The sequence below is a fragment of the Litoribacillus peritrichatus genome, assembly GCF_039537985.1.
GTDB classification, from domain to species: domain Bacteria; phylum Pseudomonadota; class Gammaproteobacteria; order Pseudomonadales; family Litoribrevibacteraceae; genus Litoribacillus; species Litoribacillus peritrichatus.
Genome location: NZ_BAABBN010000017.1, coordinates 113,762 through 130,225 on the forward strand (window position 1 = coordinate 113,762; position 16,464 = coordinate 130,225).

General features: G+C 47.1%; 15 protein-coding genes. 11 read left to right on the forward strand and 4 right to left on the reverse strand.

What is annotated here, in order from left to right:
- The first annotated feature begins 272 nt into the window (after positions 1-272).
- Positions 273-1,529: a tyrosine-type recombinase/integrase gene (locus ABD744_RS21995; protein WP_344800766.1), complete on the forward strand. Its 1,257-nt coding sequence runs from the start codon at positions 273-275 to the stop codon at positions 1,527-1,529.
- 13 nt (positions 1,530-1,542) lie between these two features.
- Positions 1,543-1,869, forward strand: coding sequence for a hypothetical protein (locus tag ABD744_RS22000; RefSeq protein ID WP_344800767.1), 327 nt, complete (start codon positions 1,543-1,545; stop codon positions 1,867-1,869).
- A 134-nt stretch (positions 1,870-2,003) separates the two neighbouring features.
- Here the strand turns inward: ABD744_RS22000 and ABD744_RS22005 are convergent, their stop codons facing one another.
- Together ABD744_RS22005 and ABD744_RS22010 are read right to left on the reverse strand one after the other, a co-directional pair.
- Entirely contained in the window at positions 2,004-2,483 is a 480-nt protein-coding gene (locus ABD744_RS22005) for a PIN domain-containing protein (RefSeq protein ID WP_095500538.1), read from the reverse strand.
- On the reverse strand, positions 2,484-3,536 hold the full coding sequence (locus ABD744_RS22010) for a helix-turn-helix domain-containing protein (protein ID WP_036188605.1): 1,053 nt from the start codon (positions 3,534-3,536) through the stop codon (positions 2,484-2,486). It lies immediately after the preceding gene.
- Between the two features lie 555 nt (positions 3,537-4,091).
- Between ABD744_RS22010 and ABD744_RS22015 the strand changes: the two genes are divergently transcribed.
- The 9 genes from ABD744_RS22015 to ABD744_RS22055 all read left to right on the forward strand — a co-directional run bounded on the left by ABD744_RS22015 (position 4,092) and on the right by ABD744_RS22055 (position 14,293).
- Positions 4,092-4,778, forward strand: coding sequence for a hypothetical protein (locus ABD744_RS22015; RefSeq protein WP_344800769.1), 687 nt, complete (start codon positions 4,092-4,094; stop codon positions 4,776-4,778).
- A 467-nt stretch (positions 4,779-5,245) separates the two neighbouring features.
- Positions 5,246-5,824, forward strand: coding sequence for a restriction endonuclease subunit S (locus ABD744_RS22020; RefSeq protein WP_344800770.1), 579 nt, complete (start codon positions 5,246-5,248; stop codon positions 5,822-5,824).
- 94 nt (positions 5,825-5,918) lie between these two features.
- Complete coding sequence (locus tag ABD744_RS22025) at positions 5,919-6,164, forward strand: DUF2188 domain-containing protein (RefSeq protein WP_005085359.1); 246 nt, start codon at positions 5,919-5,921, stop codon at positions 6,162-6,164.
- Between the two features lie 8 nt (positions 6,165-6,172).
- Positions 6,173-6,403 carry a hypothetical protein gene (locus ABD744_RS22030; protein WP_005085357.1) on the forward strand — a complete coding sequence of 77 codons (231 nt, stop codon included), beginning with the start codon at positions 6,173-6,175 and terminating at the stop codon, positions 6,401-6,403.
- 80 nt (positions 6,404-6,483) lie between these two features.
- Positions 6,484-8,118 carry a type I restriction-modification system subunit M gene (locus tag ABD744_RS22035; protein ID WP_344800771.1) on the forward strand — a complete coding sequence of 545 codons (1,635 nt, stop codon included), beginning with the start codon at positions 6,484-6,486 and terminating at the stop codon, positions 8,116-8,118.
- 109 nt (positions 8,119-8,227) lie between these two features.
- Complete coding sequence (gene dinD, locus ABD744_RS22040) at positions 8,228-9,070, forward strand: DNA damage-inducible protein D (protein ID WP_344800772.1); 843 nt, start codon at positions 8,228-8,230, stop codon at positions 9,068-9,070.
- Positions 9,067-10,287, forward strand: coding sequence for a restriction endonuclease subunit S (locus ABD744_RS22045; RefSeq protein ID WP_344800773.1), 1,221 nt, complete (start codon positions 9,067-9,069; stop codon positions 10,285-10,287). Before dinD ends, ABD744_RS22045 begins: the two co-directional genes overlap by 4 nt.
- Positions 10,284-13,547: a type I restriction endonuclease subunit R gene (locus ABD744_RS22050; protein WP_344800774.1), complete on the forward strand. Its 3,264-nt coding sequence runs from the start codon at positions 10,284-10,286 to the stop codon at positions 13,545-13,547. The genes ABD744_RS22045 and ABD744_RS22050 overlap by 4 nt, the downstream gene beginning before the upstream one ends.
- The gene (locus ABD744_RS22055) at positions 13,547-14,293 is read left to right on the forward strand and encodes a M48 family metallopeptidase (RefSeq protein ID WP_276415035.1); all 747 of its coding nucleotides are present in this window, start codon (positions 13,547-13,549) and stop codon (positions 14,291-14,293) included. Before ABD744_RS22050 ends, ABD744_RS22055 begins: the two co-directional genes overlap by 1 nt.
- Positions 14,294-14,435: 142 nt before the next feature.
- On the opposite strand, the gene ABD744_RS22060 is transcribed toward ABD744_RS22055, so the two are convergent.
- The gene (locus tag ABD744_RS22060; protein WP_344800775.1) at positions 14,436-16,178 is read right to left on the reverse strand and encodes a DUF927 domain-containing protein; all 1,743 of its coding nucleotides are present in this window, start codon (positions 16,176-16,178) and stop codon (positions 14,436-14,438) included.
- The gene (locus ABD744_RS22065; protein ID WP_017043889.1) at positions 16,165-16,407 is read right to left on the reverse strand and encodes a helix-turn-helix transcriptional regulator; all 243 of its coding nucleotides are present in this window, start codon (positions 16,405-16,407) and stop codon (positions 16,165-16,167) included. The genes ABD744_RS22060 and ABD744_RS22065 overlap by 14 nt, the downstream gene beginning before the upstream one ends.
- Positions 16,408-16,464 lie beyond the last annotated feature (57 nt).

Below are 16,464 nucleotides of genomic sequence, written 5' to 3' on the forward strand. Positions count from 1 at the left end.
AATCGGTTTGCAGATGTCCGTTACCAGTTGCTGTTTAAGTGGTGGGCAAAATGGTGGGCAAGACCTGTTTTTTTGACTCAATAAGCAAAAAGTCAAGGTATCTGGTGAGCAGATTTTTGCATCTATCTCACCACCGCCTTATGCCATCTCCACTTATCGTGCTGCTTGCAGATTGTTCAATCACTCAACTATCGAACCAATCGATAAACAAACAGTGGTGGGCAATGGTGAGCAAATTTTAACGATTTCTTAGGAATATAGAGTAACAAACGATGGCAAAACTAACCGCAACTCAGGTGCAGTCTTATGCTCGCACCGCAGCAGCAAATAAAAAATACAGTGATGGTAATGGCCTATATTTTTGCGTAAGAAAATCTGGCATGCCGTATTGGATGCTAAGGTATACCAGTCTAAACGGACGACGAGAAGCCACGCTCGGTCAATATCCAAGCATGACCTTAGCAGAGGCTCGACTTGAATCGTCTAAAATGCAGCTACAACTTCAGCAAGGTGAAGATCCATTAGCAATTCGCGCTATTGAAACCATCCCAGAGATCCAAAATGTCAGCCAGCTGTTTCAAGACTGGTATGCCAAAGATTTAAGTCGCCGGTTAAAGCACCCCAATATACCCAAACGTGTTTTTACCAAAGAGATTGCACCAGTGATTGGTCAACTCCATATCCAAGCAGTGCGGCCAACACATGTACGTGAAGTATTGGAACGCATTCGAGAAAGTAACCGCCCTACCATAGCCAACGATACCTTAATGTACATGAAGCAGCTGTTTCGGCATGCGATAAAGCTCGACTTAACCCTGAACAACCCAGCCGCAGCATTTACCGTGGACGATGCCGGTGGCGTGGAGTCCAGTAAAGACAGGATGCTTAGCAAAGAGGAAATTCACTACGCCTTTAGCGTGTTTCATACCCATATCAATAGCTTTGGCCGCGACAACTACCTCGCTTGCTGCCTGTTTTTGGTGTTGGGCGTGCGCAAAAGCGAATTGTGCGAAGCCATGTGGCGTGAAATGGATTTAACCACGGGCGTATGGGACCTACCCAAGGAACGAAGTAAAACTGGCGTCCCAATCAGCATTCCCTTACCACGCCAAGCTATTGCCTGGTTTAACGAGTTGCAAATCCGCGCTTGTGGCTCGCCTTATGTTTTCCCAGCCAGACGAGCAAGCCATCGTCCACATATGGGGCCAGATACGCTAAACCGGGCCATTTCTAAACTCTTTGGTCGCGAGCCTGGGCGCAAAAAACAGCCTCCCAACAAAATGGGCAAACTTGAACACTTCACCGTACACGATTTGCGCCGCACCTTTCGCAGCCTTGCCGCCTGTTTAGGCATTGCAGGCAACGTGGCCGAACGCTGTCTTAACCATAAGCTAAAAGGCGTTGAGGGCATCTACGACCGCCACGATTACTTTGAAGAGCGCCGAATTGCCCATCAAACCGTGGCTGATGTGGTTGAACCACTGGTGAACTTTGAGCCACATTCGCAACAGCACGCAGGAGGGCGTTAACATGCCATTTATGATGCGACTTGCCCCCATTACCTTTCCAATCGCCATGCTGGCAGGCCTTGGTTGGTGTATTGGCATTGCCCTACTCGAACAGCCTTATGGTATAGGCTACGCATTTACTCGGTATTGCCTGATGGTATTCGTGGTACTCGCTCCTTGGCTGACGCTAAAACTCACGTTCTACGTGATTGTCAGTCTAGGACGCAAACTGGGGCTCATCCCGCCTGCACGTCCAACGCACAGCTTGGGGTATGAAGAATCACTCTATTGGTTCAGAGTATTGGCCTTCTTCGATGGCAAACGCAGCCGCATGCCGAAAAGGCCCATCAGGCGAAGCTAACAAGACAGCCAATTGCGCACTTACCGTGGGCAGTTGGGACAATGGGGCAACACTTGATATGCCGAGCTTTAGAGGGTGAATAAGAGGAAATTAAACTGCCCCAAGGAGTGGGGCAATCGGGGGCTATGCAAAGTTTATAATTGGGTTAAACGCTGCTTTGCAAGCGCCCAAGGTAAGCGACGACCAGCTTTTGCCATTTTATCGTAGGCAGCTTGAGCTTCTTCAACTGACAATACACCATGGGTGACGAGCTGCTCAACAACCCATAGCGTACCTTGAACTAATATCGCTTCTTTTTCAGCCGCCTTCCTAAGCGCCATATCCCCAGTTAGCAATGGACACTGTTCTTGTTTCGCCAACGCAAGTGCAAAGCAATCGTTCATGCTAGGGCCAGCATACTTTTGCCTCAGTTCAAATGAGTACATCATAGACTCAGGGCTTAACTCCCCCAACAACAACCCTAACTCGAGTAAATAGCCATGTTGATCGCTTAACTCCTCGTGGAATAACACATCTGGAACTTTGAACTGGTAAGGCAAATTGAAAAAGACGCCTAATAATTGGCCTTCTTCGAGATCAATGAGGATATTGGCATCACTGATCAACAAATACATTTAAACAGCCTCAGCCAACATTTGGCGCTGCTTATGCAATGCCATCACTGACATCTGTAACAGCTCAGCGGCTTTCGATTCACTAACAATTCCCTCTGCCAATGCACGATAAACCAACTGCTCAAACAATAATGTTTGTTCTTGTGGATAAGGGTTCCCAGGCTCTTGCTTTCGCCAACCGTTTTTTGAGAACTGTATAAATATTTGGCGTTTTTTCTCTTCGGTGATCACACCAAGGTCGGCACTGCGATACAAACAAGCTGCCATGCTTAAGCCATATTCGTGTTTCAGGAAATATAGCTCTTTGGGGTCTACGTTCGAACGTCGCTCTCCTAGATGCTGAAAAAGGCCAACTTCGGGCAGTAAAAACGCAGAAGCAAAGCGGTTGCAGGCCATCTCTTCGTCAAGGGATTCATCGAGTAAGCCATGTAAAACAAGGTGGCCAAGCTCATGCGCCAATGTGAACCGCTGGCGGCAACCAGGCCAATGAGAAGACACAACAACAATTGGCTGCCCTGATATTTTGGCTTGTAACCCATCAAATTTATCGGCTTGGGGTACGTTACTGACAATCACCAGAATACCTTTAGACTCAAGCAAGTCGATTAAGTCTGGCAATGGATTCATACCTAACTGCCAATCAGTACGGACTTTGGCGGCAACCTGCTCTACTGCGTCTAAAGTGCTTACAACAGGAACGTCGGGCTGGTAGTTAAAACTCGCTATCGGGAAGTTTGGCCATACATTTTTAAGTGATAACCAGCGTTCGGCTTGGTCAACCACATCAGACTCAATCTTCTTTAGCAACTTAGCTGAAGCTGAGGCTTTTTTACGATACTCCACCTCCCCCAAAGTCACCTGTGCTGGGCGAAAGAAGTATTCAGTACGAACCGACAAAGCCGTCGCCAATTTAAGTAAGACCCCCGACGAAGGCATACTCTGGTCGTGCTCGTATTTCTTAACCATGTTGGCACTAATACCAACTTGCTCACCCAAGGCCTGCATCGACAGGCCAGCGGCTGCACGGGCTCGTTTTATGCGCTCTCCAATCATACAGACCTCTGGTTTATAAAAACTAAAATTATTTTAAAAATATAAACCAAGTTGGCGTTTTTGTCGATTGGTTTTACAGAGCAATCATTCGCGTGTTCGCGCACACACTTCCCCATGCCTTTACCCCCATACGCCAAAACCACTATCCGTTTGGCTTTTGGATCGAAACGCCAAACAGGGAAATTAGCCCATTTACTGTTTGGCTTCTCGATTGAAATCCAACGCTGCTAAGCCTTGCCTGTACTGGCTCAAAGCAAGATTTGGCACTTTTTTCCCCCTAAACCAACCTCGGCATCAAAGTACAAACCGTTTGATTTTTTAAACCCAGAATGCAAACGATCGTTTGGCGTCTCGATTTTTTTGCACTAGTTGAATGCCGCCAAACAGAGCCGCATTGGACGATATATTTCAATCAGTTAGCCGCGCACAGGTCATCATAAAAAACCGATTTGACAGGTGAGTTTGATGGCCATTTCTTTCATCTAATTCACCACCGCGTCTGCACCCGACGACTGAAAATAGACGGCATGACGAACCAACAAGGTGATAAGTGACGTGTTATGGGCAAGTGCTAACGATTTGGATAGAGAATGGATACAGCAGGTGGTCGCTTTACTGGTTGGGCATGGCGCGTTTACCCTCTACCCCGCATTAAGCCAGTGCGAGAATGCTGCCGAACGCTTAACCCGTTGGTTGACCTATCAGTTACCGCGCATTAAAAAAGCGCATCCAGGCTGCCCCATTCACCAATGGCTGAACAGCATTGGCGCGCAAGAGATCGTAGAAAAATGGCAGCACCCCGAACAATGGCCAAACCTGTATTGGCTACCTTTACCTGAGGTTGAAGGCCACGCGCAAGGCGGGTTGGTTGTGTTACCGGCACATTTGTTACCTACATATAGTGATGGCACGATTCAAACCAACACATTGCACGCAAACACACCGGCCAACGCCCGTATTTTTTGGTGCATTACGCCTTTATCTAAAACAGGAAAGCGCGCTACCTTGCACCCCAAACAGCAAAACCGCGCCTTTTGCCTGCCCAGTACGCCAGAACAAATAGGAAAATCGTGCACGGGGTTATTAGTGAGCGGTTTAAGAAAAGAAAGCCAAAAACAAAACTGCAACGTGATCAGTCACCAGTTAAACTTAGCGCTGCTGCACCACCTTTGTGGGCCGGAGAATGATGTGTGGATGAAAGCGAGTTTGGGTACCGTAACTCATTACGGTACCAAAAATTAGAAGCCTGAAAAAAGAGTAACCCCTCACAGGGCGCTGATCTAAAGGGTAGCGGGAGGGGTGTTGTTGGTGCGATTTTAAGATCAAAAGTATCAAATAGCTCGATGTTTTTGGCTAGAGCGTTCTCTGTTAGGTTTTTACTTGGGCTTCACCTTTAAATTATTCGGAATTTCCAGATGGTTGCGTTTTGTACAGCTCTACCAGCTTGATTATATGTCTCTTAATATTTAACTCTTTTTTATCAGCAAGATACCTGGTGCCGACATAAATGTCGGTACCAGACAACGACCACTCTTCCCTCTCAATACAGCCAGGTATCTGGTCAATTCAAGCATTTCCAAACGCCACTCAAAAAACGTAAATTTACAGTAACGACGTTTTTGCAAAATATATAGTTGACAGCTTATGAATCTCAGCTTAAGCTTATTCACAAGTTGCAGAAACGCCATTACAACGCATTTGAGGTGACAATGAAAGTTAATTTGAAAAAAATTGCCTCTGTACAGATGGGACACTCTTTTAGGTCAAAGCTTGAGCCTGACGCTAATGGAAATATCTCTGTTATTCAGATGAAGGATCTTACTGAAGATAACCGAGTTAATGCCCAAGAGCTAGTGCAGATTGCAATGCAGGACTTAAAGGATCATCACAGAGTTAAACATAACGACTTAGCATTTCGCTCTAGAGGTCAAACTAATACGGCAGCATTGATTGACCAAGAGTTGAGCGATGCTGTTATCGCTGCGCCACTGTTGCGAATTCGGGTTGAAAGTGATTCGGTTATGCCAGCGTATCTATGCTGGTTTATTAATCAACCTACTTCACAAGCAGTATTGCAAAGTAAGGCAACAGGCACGGCGGTAAGAATGATTGGTAAACCTGCACTTGAGGATCTGGAGATAGTAGTCCCTAGTCTCGATGTGCAGAAAAAGATCATTGAGATTTACCAATTATCCATTAACGAACAGAAGCTAATGAATGCATTAGCAAAGAAAAAGGAGGTGTTAACTGACGCAATATTAATGAATTTAGCAATGAATACCCAGTAATGACAGTTACTGGGTTTAGACAAGCCGAAAGTGTGACAGCACTTTTAGCAAAACTTTAATCCACGTTTCATTTCAAAAAACAGGAGCCGAAATTATGGCAAAGAATACATCATCAAGCAAGGGCAATACCCGACATGTCGTACCACATCCTGATGGATGGGCAAACAAAAAAGGCGGTGCCGAACGCGCTTCAAGTGTACACAGCACCAAACGAGAGGCCGAGGCTGCGGCGCGCGAGCAAAGTAAGCGCGAAGGTTCTGAGCTTGTTGTACATGGCAAAGACGGCCAGATACAACGCAAAGATAGCCACGGTAACGACCCAAAAGACATTAAAGGATAGGAGCCCTTATGAGTGATGAATACAAAAAGAAAATAGGTGTACCCGAGTCGCATACCCTCAACATCGTAAGTAGTCAGTGGTCGCAACGAAAAGGCCAAGACACTGATACCTATGAATGTGAAGAGCTAAACGAGCAAGGTGAAGTCATTGCACGGTACACCATAAAGGACAGTACATCGATTTACCCTCCATTTGGGCGGTCGATTACCTGGACTCAATCAGCCGTACTCGATTCTTAACCTTTTAACTTACAGCTAGCGGGGCGCTATCGGTATAGCCTGCCCCGCTTTATGACACTGACCAGATTTGAGGAATTTATATGACTAAAGATATGAACGACAAGATTCAACAAAAAGACATCAACAATGCAGCATGGGCTGCATGCGATACTTTCCGTGGCGCGGTAGACCCTGCGCAATACAAAGACTACATCCTAGTAATGCTGTTCGTAAAATACATCTCCGATGTATGGAATGACCACTACGCAGAATATAAAAAGCAGTACGGTGACGACGACGTCCGTATCAGACGTAAGCTTGAGCGCGAGCGTTTTGTACTGCCAATAGTAGAACTCACAGAAGAAGTAGAAGACAAAGCAACCAAAGAGAAGAAAACCGTTGTTACCGACACTTTTTTGGCCAACTACTATTCATTGTTAGAGCGTAAAAACGAACCCAACATTGGCGAGCTGATCAACATTGTTTTAGAGCATATTGAAACCGCGAACAAAGCCAAGTTAGAAGGCGTATTCCGTAACATCGACTTCAACAGCGAAGCCAACTTGGGCAAAACCAAAGACCGCAACCGCCGCCTAAAAACCTTGCTGGATGACTTCAACAAGCCCGCACTCGACATGAGCCCGTCGCGCGTGTCTGAAGATGTGATTGGTAATACCTACATCTACCTTATTGAGCGCTTTGGCTCCGATGCAGGTAAAAAAGCCGGTGAATTCTATACCCCTCATAAAGTCTCTGAGCTGGTTGCGCGTCTGTCTGCACCAAAATCGGGGGCGCGTATTTGTGACCCTGCCTGTGGTTCAGCCGGTTTATTGATTGAAGCTGCGCGCCAAGTGGGCGACCGCAATTACTCACTCTATGGCATGGAAGTCAACGGCAGTACTTGGGCGCTGGCGCGTATGAATATGTTCTTGCACGGCTCTGACTCTGCCCGTATCGAATGGTGTAACACTCTCACCTCTCCAGCGTTGGTCGAAAATGACAGACTGATGAAGTTTGATAACGTGGTTGCCAACCCACCGTTTTCACTCGACAAATGGGGTTCAGAAGACGTTGAATCTGACAGATACAACCGCTACTGGCGCGGGCTACCACCTAAATCAAAGGCCGACTTTGCCTTTATCAGCCACATGGTTGAAGCCGCCGTTGAAAAAGAAGGTCGTATTGCCGTAGTAGTCCCTCATGGCGTGCTGTTTAGAGGCGCAGCCGAAGGTCGTATTCGTCAACAACTGATTGAAGAAAACCTACTGGATGCCGTCATCGGTTTACCAGGTAACTTGTTCCCAAGTACCGGCATTCCCGTGGCAATCCTGATATTTGACCGCTCCCGTGAAAAAGGCGGTGCCAATGAAAACCGCAAAGACGTGCTGTTTGTTGATGCCAGCGGTAAAGATCATTACCAAGCAGGGAAAAACCAAAACATCCTGCTGGATGAACACCTAGACAAAATTGTTGCAGCGGTAACGGCCCGTGAAGAGGTAGAAAAATACGCCCATTTAGCCACCTTTGACGAGATCAAAGAGAACGACTTTAACCTGAATATCCCGCGCTACGTCGACACCTTCGAAGAGGAAGTTGAGGTCGATATTGTCGCCGTGCAAGCTGAGATCACCACCCTTGAAAGCGAACTTGCTGATGTTCGCAGCAAAATGGCAGCACTGTTAAAGGATATCGTGCCTAACGAGGCGCAAAGCAACACAACGGAGGTGGCTGAATGAGTATGACAAACAACAACCATTTTGTTGACGCCAACAAAATGGTGTCTAAGTGTGAGTACGGCACTACAGACCAATTGCGTGACGTCACGAAAATGGTGGGAGGTGTGCGATGAGTGACAAGCAGCTTACCCAACCAGAACACACCAGCTTTGAAAGCTTAAAGCATGAATCTGAAGGTAACGAGTTCTGGTATGCCAGAGAGTTACAGACTGTTCTTGACTACAGCACTTGGGACAAGTTTGAGCGTGTTATCAAAAAAGCGATCATCGCTTGTGAGGGCTCCGGCCAGTCGAGTGAAGACCATTTTTCCCAGGTGGGAAAAATGGTCGATATTGGCTCGGGGGCTAAGCGAACTACCCGTGATTATCAGCTTTCCCGTTACGCCTGTTACCTCATTGTGCAAAACGGTGATGCCAGCAAGCCGGTGATCGCCAATGGGCAGACCTATTTTGCCATTCAGACTCGTCGCCAAGAGCTACAAGATGACACTGGCTTTCAGCAGTTAAATGAAGACCAAAAACGCCTAATGCTGCGCAATGAATTGGCCGACCACAACAAGCAACTGGCTGCGGCGGCCCGTGATGCAGGTGTTGAATCGGGTTTGGACTACGCCATTTTCCAAAACCATGGCTACAAAGGCTTGTATGGTGGGTTAGACAACAAAGCCATTCACCGGCACAAAGGCTTAAAAAAGAGCCAAAAAATCCTCGACCATATGGGCAGTACCGAGCTTGCCGCTAACCTGTTCCGCGCCACGCAAACGGAAGAGAAACTAAAGCGCGATCAGGTCAGCAATAAAGCCCATGCTAACCAAACTCATTTTGAGGTAGGTGCCAAAGTGCGTGCCACCATTGAAGAACTGGGCGGCACCATGCCTGAGGATTTGCCAACGCCCGAAAAAGGCATTCCCCAGTTGGCACGTGCGCAGAAAAAGTTGGAGGGTGATCAATGAGTAAATTAGATAAGTCCACTATCGCCTGGAAGAAAAAACGATTCGATGAAGTAGCGGTTATTGCAAATGGTCAAGTAGATCCAAGAATAGAGCCATATTGCCGAGAAATACACATTGGCCCAGAAAACATCGAAAGTCATACAGGAAGAATTATTAATCTACAGAAAGCAGAGGAACTGGGGCTCATTTCTGGAAAATACGTATTTGATGAAAATTCTATTATTTACTCAAAAATTAGGCCCAACCTGAATAAATTATGCCAACCGAGCTTTCGTGGCATTTGCAGTGCGGATATGTACCCAATATGGGCTAAAGAAGAGATTAATAAGAGTTATCTTTATTATTTTATGCAAAGCCCTGCATTTTACAATCAGGCTATTAAATCTTCGATGCGAACAGGTATCCCTAAGATTAATAGACAAGACTTAAATCGCATAAAAATAACTTATCCTGTTGATCATGCAGTTCAAAACAGAATTGTAAACACTATATCAGTATGGGACAACGCCATCGAAAAAACGGAAGCGTTAATTTCGGCCAAGGAAAAGCAGTTTGAGTGGTTAACCTCTAACTTGATCAACCGAGCTGGTCATAAACGTACGGCAGCTTCAGGTTTGATGATAGAGGTTTCTAAACGCAATAAAAACAGCACGATTGAACGTGTTTTAAGCGTAACAAATCACAGTGGCTTTGTGTTGCCAGAAGAGCAATTTGAGCGACGCGTTGCCAGCGCAAACGTGTCGAACTACAAAGTTGTTGAACAAGGCCAATACGCTTATAACCCGTCTCGAATCAATGTGGGCTCTATTGCTCGTCTTGATGACTGGGAAAATGGCATTTTAAGCCCAATGTACGTCGTGTTTAAACTAGATACAAAAAAGGTATGTAGCGACTACTTTTTGCACTGGCTCAATTCAAGTGAAGCACGCCAACGTATTAAGAACAGCGCTCAGGGTAGCGTGCGTGAGACAGTCAGTTTTAAAGATCTTGGCGCAATTGATATCCCATTGCCAGCAATGGACGTGCAAAAAGACGTAACCTACAAGCTCAACCTTGCTCAAAAGGAAATCAGATTACTCAAAAAGACCTTAGAACAATACCGCAGCCAAAAACGCGGTCTGATGCAAAAACTGCTTACTGGTGAGTGGCAAGTTGGTAGTTCTCAGCACCTCTCTGAGGAGACTTGTCAGGAGCTTTCTAGGGAGGGCGTCGCATGAGCACACCGCCAGTCAATTACGCAGCAAACTCGGAGCCTTCGGGCTTTGAGTTTAACGAAAAGTACTTGTCGCAAATTCCTGCCCTGCAACAGTTAATCAATTTGGGTTATCAGTACCTCACCCCAGAGCAGGCCTTGGCCGAACGGGGTGGGCGCAGTGCAAATGTGATTTTGGAAGGGGTGCTACGTCAGCAGCTAAAAAAGATTAACCGCATTAACTATAAAGGTGGCGAGTATCTGTTTAGCGAAGAGAACATTCAAACTGCGATCCAAAAGCTTAAAAATATTAAGTTTGATGGCCTGCAAAAAACCAATGAGTCGATTTACGATTTAATCACCTTAGGCTCAGCCATGGAGCAAACCATTGAGGGGGACTCAAAAAGCTTTACCCTCAATTACATTGATTGGAAAAATCCAAGCAACAATAGCTTTCATGTAGTCGCTGAGTTCTCGGTTGAGCGTGCACGCAGCACCGATACCGTGCGCCCCGATATCGTCCTGTTTGTCAATGGTATTCCCTTTAGCGTGATTGAATGTAAATCACCCAAAGTGGATGTAGAGCAAGCCGTATCGCAAAATATTCGTAACCAGGGTGATGACTATATTCCGCGCCTGTTTACTTATGTGCAGCAAGTGTTGGCGGTGAATAAAAACGCCGCCCAATACGCCACAGCTGGCACACCTAAGAAGTTTTGGGGCGTGTGGAAGGAGCAGGAAGATAAGCCCGCCGATGTCGATAAAGGCGTAAATACCGTTTTAGACGAAGACACTAAAGCACAGCTATTCAGTGGCGAGTTTGCCGCCGCACGGCCATTTTTTGATGCACTAGAGGCGGAAGGTAAACGCTTGGTGACGGAACAAGACAATGCCATTCACAGCCTGTGCCGCCCAGAGCGTTTATTAGATTTGGTGTATCGCTTTACTCTGTTTGATGGTGGCATTAAGAAAGTAGCCCGCTATCAACAATATTTTGTGATTAAAGCGACTATCGCCCGAATTAAGCGTTTGACCAATAAAGGCAATGGTGCAAAAGAAAACCGCCAAGGTGGTGTTATTTGGCATACCCAAGGTTCGGGTAAATCGCTCACCATGGTGATGCTCACCCGCGCTATGGCTCTAGAGCCGCAGCTTATCAACCCCAGGATCATTTTGGTTACCGACCGGGATGATCTTGATAAACAACTAGGTAATACCTTTGCGGCCTGTGGTTTAAGCCGCGAACGTGCCACGTCTGGCCGAAACTTAGTTAAGCACCTGAAAAACAAAGTGGGTTTGATCACCACACTGATCCACAAATTTGATAAAGGCTGGGTGGCCGAGAAGTTTGTGGATGAATCGCACGATATTTTTGTATTGGTCGATGAAAGTCACCGCACCAACTTTGGCTCATTGGCAGCCCGAATGCGCCAAATGTTGCCCAATGCCTGTTTTCTTGGCTTTACTGGCACACCGCTACTGAAAAAAGAAAAGAATAACTTTGCCAAGTTTGGTGGCCTGATTGAGCCGCACTATACCATTAAACAAGCGGTTACCGACGAAGCAGTATTGCCATTGCTGTACGAAGGCCGACATATTGAGATGGAGCAGAATCAGTCGGCTATCGACCTCTGGTTTGAGCGCCACACCGCCGATTTAAGCAAAGAGCAAAAGGCCGACCTTAAAAAGAAATACGCCCGCGCTGAAATGCTAAACAAAGCCGATCAGGTGATATATATGCGCGCCTTTGATATCAGCGAGCATTTTCGTGCGAACTGGCAAGGCACCGGCTTTAAGGCTCAGCTGGTTGCCCCAGGTAAACAGGCCGCATTAAAGTACCAGCAGTTTTTGCATGAAATTGGCACCGTCACCACTGAAGTAGTGATTTCTGGCCCTGATACCCGCGAAGGCCACGACGAAGTGGACGAAGGACCAACCGATGAGGTAGGTAAATTCTGGGACAAAATGATGAAGCGCTTTGGCTCTGAAGAAGAGTACACCAAGCAAATCATCAATCAGTTTAAATACGGTGATGACCCTGAAATACTCATTGTGGTAGATAAGCTATTAACCGGTTTTGATGCACCGCGTAACACCGTGCTGTATCTATGCCGAACCCTGCGAGAGCACACGCTATTACAGGCCATCGCTCGGGTTAACCGCCTGTACGAAGGCAAAGAGTTTGGCTATATCATCGACTATGCCAGCGTATTGGGCGAGCTGGATAAAGCCCTAACCATGTACGAAGCCTTTGAAGGGTTTGACGAAGATGACTTAGCAGGCACGCTCACCTCCATCAACGAAGAAGTGTTTAAACTGCCACAGCGTTACTCTGACTTATGGGATTTGTTTAAAGCCGTTAAAAACTCAAAAGACGAAGAAGCCTATGAGGTGTTGTTGGCCGATGACGAGTTGCGTGAAGAGTTTTACGAATGTTTATCGGCATACAGTAAATCTTTAGCCATCGCTTTATCGTCTGAGCAGTTCATCATGAGCTCTGATGAGAAGAAGCTACAAACCTATAAAAACGATTTAAAGCGTTTTCAGAACTTAAAGGCGGCGGTTAAGTTGCGTTACGCCGAGGCGATTGATTATCGCGACTACGAGCCGAAAATTAAAAAGCTGCTGGATACCCATATTCAGGCTAATGAGGTGACTCAGCTTAACGAGCCCGTGAATATTTTTGATGAAAAAATGTTTACCGCCGTGAAAGAAGAGCAAGGGGTTTATCAAACCAAAACCACGGCATCAAAAGCGGACACCATCGCCCACGCCACGAAGCGCAGCATTTCGGAGAATATGGATGAAGACCCTGCGTTTTATGAGAAGTTTTCGAAGCTGATCCAAGCCGCCATTGATGACTTTAAGGCTAAGCGTATCTCAGACTTAGAATATCTCAACCGAGTGATTGATATTCGTAACAAAGTGGCCACTAAGCAGCATGATGATATGCCTGATTGCATTCGTGAGAACGACGAAGCGTGTGCCTACTTTGGTTTGATTAAGCCGCAGTTTCAGCAAGTGGCAACACTCAACGAGTTAGATGATGCTCAGCTTGATGCTATTGCGGCACAAACATCGTTAGCAATACAAAAGATCATTGATGATCATTGGAAAGTTGATTTTTGGGACGATACTGACGTTCAAAAAACGGCGATGAATGATATTGACGATTTTCTTTATGACGAAGTCAAAGAGCAGTACGGCGTGACGCTGAGCTTAGAGCAAATGGACGAAATCATTGAGAAAACTATGCAAGTTGCGAAGTACCGGAGGCACTCTTGATGTCGTCAACCATCAAGCAGGCTGAGATACCAACGGCAAGCGCTGAAAGACTAGCGGTTGTATACGGAGGGGGAGAAATCCCCTTCCAGCTGGTTTTTTCTAAACGTAAGTCGCTGGAAATATCAGTTCATCCTGATAAATCAGTTTTTGTGAAAGCACCTGAAGGCACCGATCGTGAGGCCATTGAAGCCAAGGTGAAAAAGCGCGCTCGGTGGATCAAACGTCAAATTCGCTACTTTGACCAGTTTGACCCAAGAACCCCTTCTCGCAAATATGTATGTGGTGAAAGCCATTTGTATCTAGGCAAGAAGTATCGGCTAAAAATTGAAGTAGGCACTGACAACGGTGTGGCGCTGAAAGCGGGCTTTTTTTGGGTAAAGTCTGCCAATGGTAAACCAGACCATGTGGAGTCGCTACTCAGTGATTGGTATCGAGAAAAGGCTGATTTCCATTTAAATAAAGTATTTTCGGATTGTTGGAAGAAATTCAAACATTCAGATGCTAACAAGCCAACCATTAAAATCATGCAACTCAAAAAGCGCTGGGGTAGTCTATCAAAAAGCGGAACGCTGACCTTAAACCGTGATCTGATTAAGGCACCGAAAGAATGTATTGAGTATGTGATCGTTCATGAACTGTGTCACCTAGAGCACCACAACCACGGCCCAGAGTTTTATCGCTTACTCGAACGCTCTTTACCAGATTGGGTGAAGCGCAAACATAAACTGGAAATGGCACTGATATAGTCAGCACGCTGTATCGAATAGCTAAGTACACAACCAGTACACTAGCGGTATTGTCCGCGTTAGACTTTGAACCTCGCCCAGCCCTTGTGTTGACTGGCGGTTTACTGCAAGGCGACAAGCCTACACAGGATTCATCGCCTTTTTAGTCATCCAAGATACTGCCTTTAACACAATACATGCGCGGGCGGGTGTTGTCAGGTAGGCTGACTTTGCGCTGTGGTCGGTTGCCATCGGGGATTAGGTAACCTGCGGCCATCAGTGCTTTGGCGGCACGTTCTGGGCTTAGGCCTTCGGTGGCTTCACGCCAGCCGGTTGGGTAAAACAGGTAGAGGGTTTGTGGGCCGCTGGTGTCTATCCAACCGGCGCGTTGGCGTACTTGGCTGCTGTAACCGTTTTGTTTGGGCGTAAAGCGGCTTTCGCCATGTTGCTCAATAAAGCTGCGCACTTGGCGAATGGCTTGTTGGTCTTCATTGGCGGCCACACCACCGCGGGCGAGTATCCATTGGTTAAGCTGATTTAAGCAGGCGGCTTCGACACTTTGGGCTGACCAATCGAGTACTTTGGCTTGAATGGCTAACAACCCAGCACTAGCCAGTAAGGCAAACTTTTCGGCGACCCGGCGCACTTGGCCGTCAGCCTCGATTGGTAAGCTAGCTAAAAAACGTTGGCGTACGTTTTGGAAAACGGGTCGCACCTGCGCGCTGTGCTGCGTTAAATACCGTAACCAGTCCAAAGCCAAGCAGCCGTAGTGTTGGCGACTTTGCTGTTTTAGATGATCGGCTAAATCGGCGGCGTTCATACCATGACTCTGGTTAAACACGCCCATTTGCGCTCCGGCATCGGCACTGAGATCAATCACGCGCACTTGCTGGCCGGCTTTTACGCGTTTGCCGATACTGGCAAGATGGCTTTCGAGCGTCACTTCGCCAGTAGATAAAAACACCAAACGCCAACGGGCGGGTAAGCGCATTTCACCGTATTTGCCTGCTCGTGTTTTACCCTGACCATTGGCAAGCATATAAGCGACATCGCCCGCCTCTTTTGGGTCAACTTCGCCCATTTCATCGAGCGCCAACAAGGCATCGTTATGCGCTAATGCTGTACCTTCTAAACCGTTAGCCGTGGCACGCCAACTGTGGCGCAGCTGATTAGGCTCGCCCCACACCGATAATGCCGGATACAGCGCCGCGGTTTTACCTGTACTGCTGGCACCGTAGAGGTGTAAACCAAAACCATCCACCCCACACAAGTGCAACAATGGCGCAGCCAGTGCAGCGCAGACACCAACAATCAATAGCGGGTTATCCAGACAATAACGGCCAACGTGCTGCCGCCAACTGTCACTACTACCTTGTTGAATAAAGCCTTCTATCGGGTGCATGGTTTGCAGCACCATGCGCGGGTTATTGCTGTGTTCGCTTGGGTAAAAGGTGAGGCGCGGATGTACATAAGCGTGGCGATGCCAGCCAATGCAGTTCACGCTGATGGCCTTTTGCGTGGCCAGTTCGCCCATTTGTTGAATAAACAGCGAGAGCAACTGCCGCGCTTTGACACTGTTACTTAGCCGCATGCCTCGGCTGAGTAATATCCGGCGGTACTCGCTGCCGTCTCCGGCCAATAGTTCTGCTGGCATGGCCCAATAGCGATGGCGATTGTCATCGTCTAACCAGTGCAATAAATAGCCGTAGTTGTCCCCTTGCGGATCGCGGGTGCGGGCAGCCACTTGCAACCAAGAGCAGATTTTAACTGGGCTATCTTGCCCCGTTGGTTGCATCACCAGCCAGTTTTGCGCGTTATAAGCAAAACCAGCTGGTAATTTTGGCTCGTTGCTAGGCATATCAATGGCAGATAATTGGTTTAATGCTGATGGTTTATCCACGGCCATAAGCAGCACCGATACGGCGGGTTTCAATCCACTGGTCGATATCGCTTTCTAACCAGCCCACAGCACGCGCACCAATACGAATGGATCGCGGAAATTCACCATTGGCCATTAGGGCATAAATGGTACTGCGGCCAAAGCCTGTTTTTGCCTTTACCTCGGGCAAGCGCAAAATCCGCTGCTGACGCGCTGGGTGTACTGAGTTTGTGGGTGATTGTGTAGTTGGGTTCATCGTTTGCTTCCTCACTGATCTGTTAAGTTCAGTTAGGAGTTTGCCAGCACTAAACGG

Coding starts and splice junctions, on each gene's coding strand:
- ABD744_RS21995 (WP_344800766.1), top strand. CDS start 273: ATGGCAAAACTAACCGCAACTCAGGTGCAGTCTTATGCTCGCACCGCA.
- ABD744_RS22010 (WP_036188605.1), bottom strand. CDS start 3,536: ATGATTGGAGAGCGCATAAAACGAGCCCGTGCAGCCGCTGGCCTGTCG.
- ABD744_RS22065 (WP_017043889.1), bottom strand. CDS start 16,407: ATGAACCCAACTACACAATCACCCACAAACTCAGTACACCCAGCGCGT.
- ABD744_RS22050 (WP_344800774.1), top strand. CDS start 10,284: ATGAGCACACCGCCAGTCAATTACGCAGCAAACTCGGAGCCTTCGGGC.
- ABD744_RS22060 (WP_344800775.1), bottom strand. CDS start 16,178: ATGGCCGTGGATAAACCATCAGCATTAAACCAATTATCTGCCATTGAT.
- ABD744_RS22025 (WP_005085359.1), top strand. CDS start 5,919: ATGGCAAAGAATACATCATCAAGCAAGGGCAATACCCGACATGTCGTA.
- ABD744_RS22055 (WP_276415035.1), top strand. CDS start 13,547: ATGTCGTCAACCATCAAGCAGGCTGAGATACCAACGGCAAGCGCTGAA.
- ABD744_RS22035 (WP_344800771.1), top strand. CDS start 6,484: ATGACTAAAGATATGAACGACAAGATTCAACAAAAAGACATCAACAAT.
- ABD744_RS22045 (WP_344800773.1), top strand. CDS start 9,067: ATGAGTAAATTAGATAAGTCCACTATCGCCTGGAAGAAAAAACGATTC.
- ABD744_RS22000 (WP_344800767.1), top strand. CDS start 1,543: ATGCGACTTGCCCCCATTACCTTTCCAATCGCCATGCTGGCAGGCCTT.
- ABD744_RS22030 (WP_005085357.1), top strand. CDS start 6,173: ATGAGTGATGAATACAAAAAGAAAATAGGTGTACCCGAGTCGCATACC.
- dinD (WP_344800772.1), top strand. CDS start 8,228: ATGAGTGACAAGCAGCTTACCCAACCAGAACACACCAGCTTTGAAAGC.
- ABD744_RS22005 (WP_095500538.1), bottom strand. CDS start 2,483: ATGTATTTGTTGATCAGTGATGCCAATATCCTCATTGATCTCGAAGAA.
- ABD744_RS22020 (WP_344800770.1), top strand. CDS start 5,246: ATGAAAGTTAATTTGAAAAAAATTGCCTCTGTACAGATGGGACACTCT.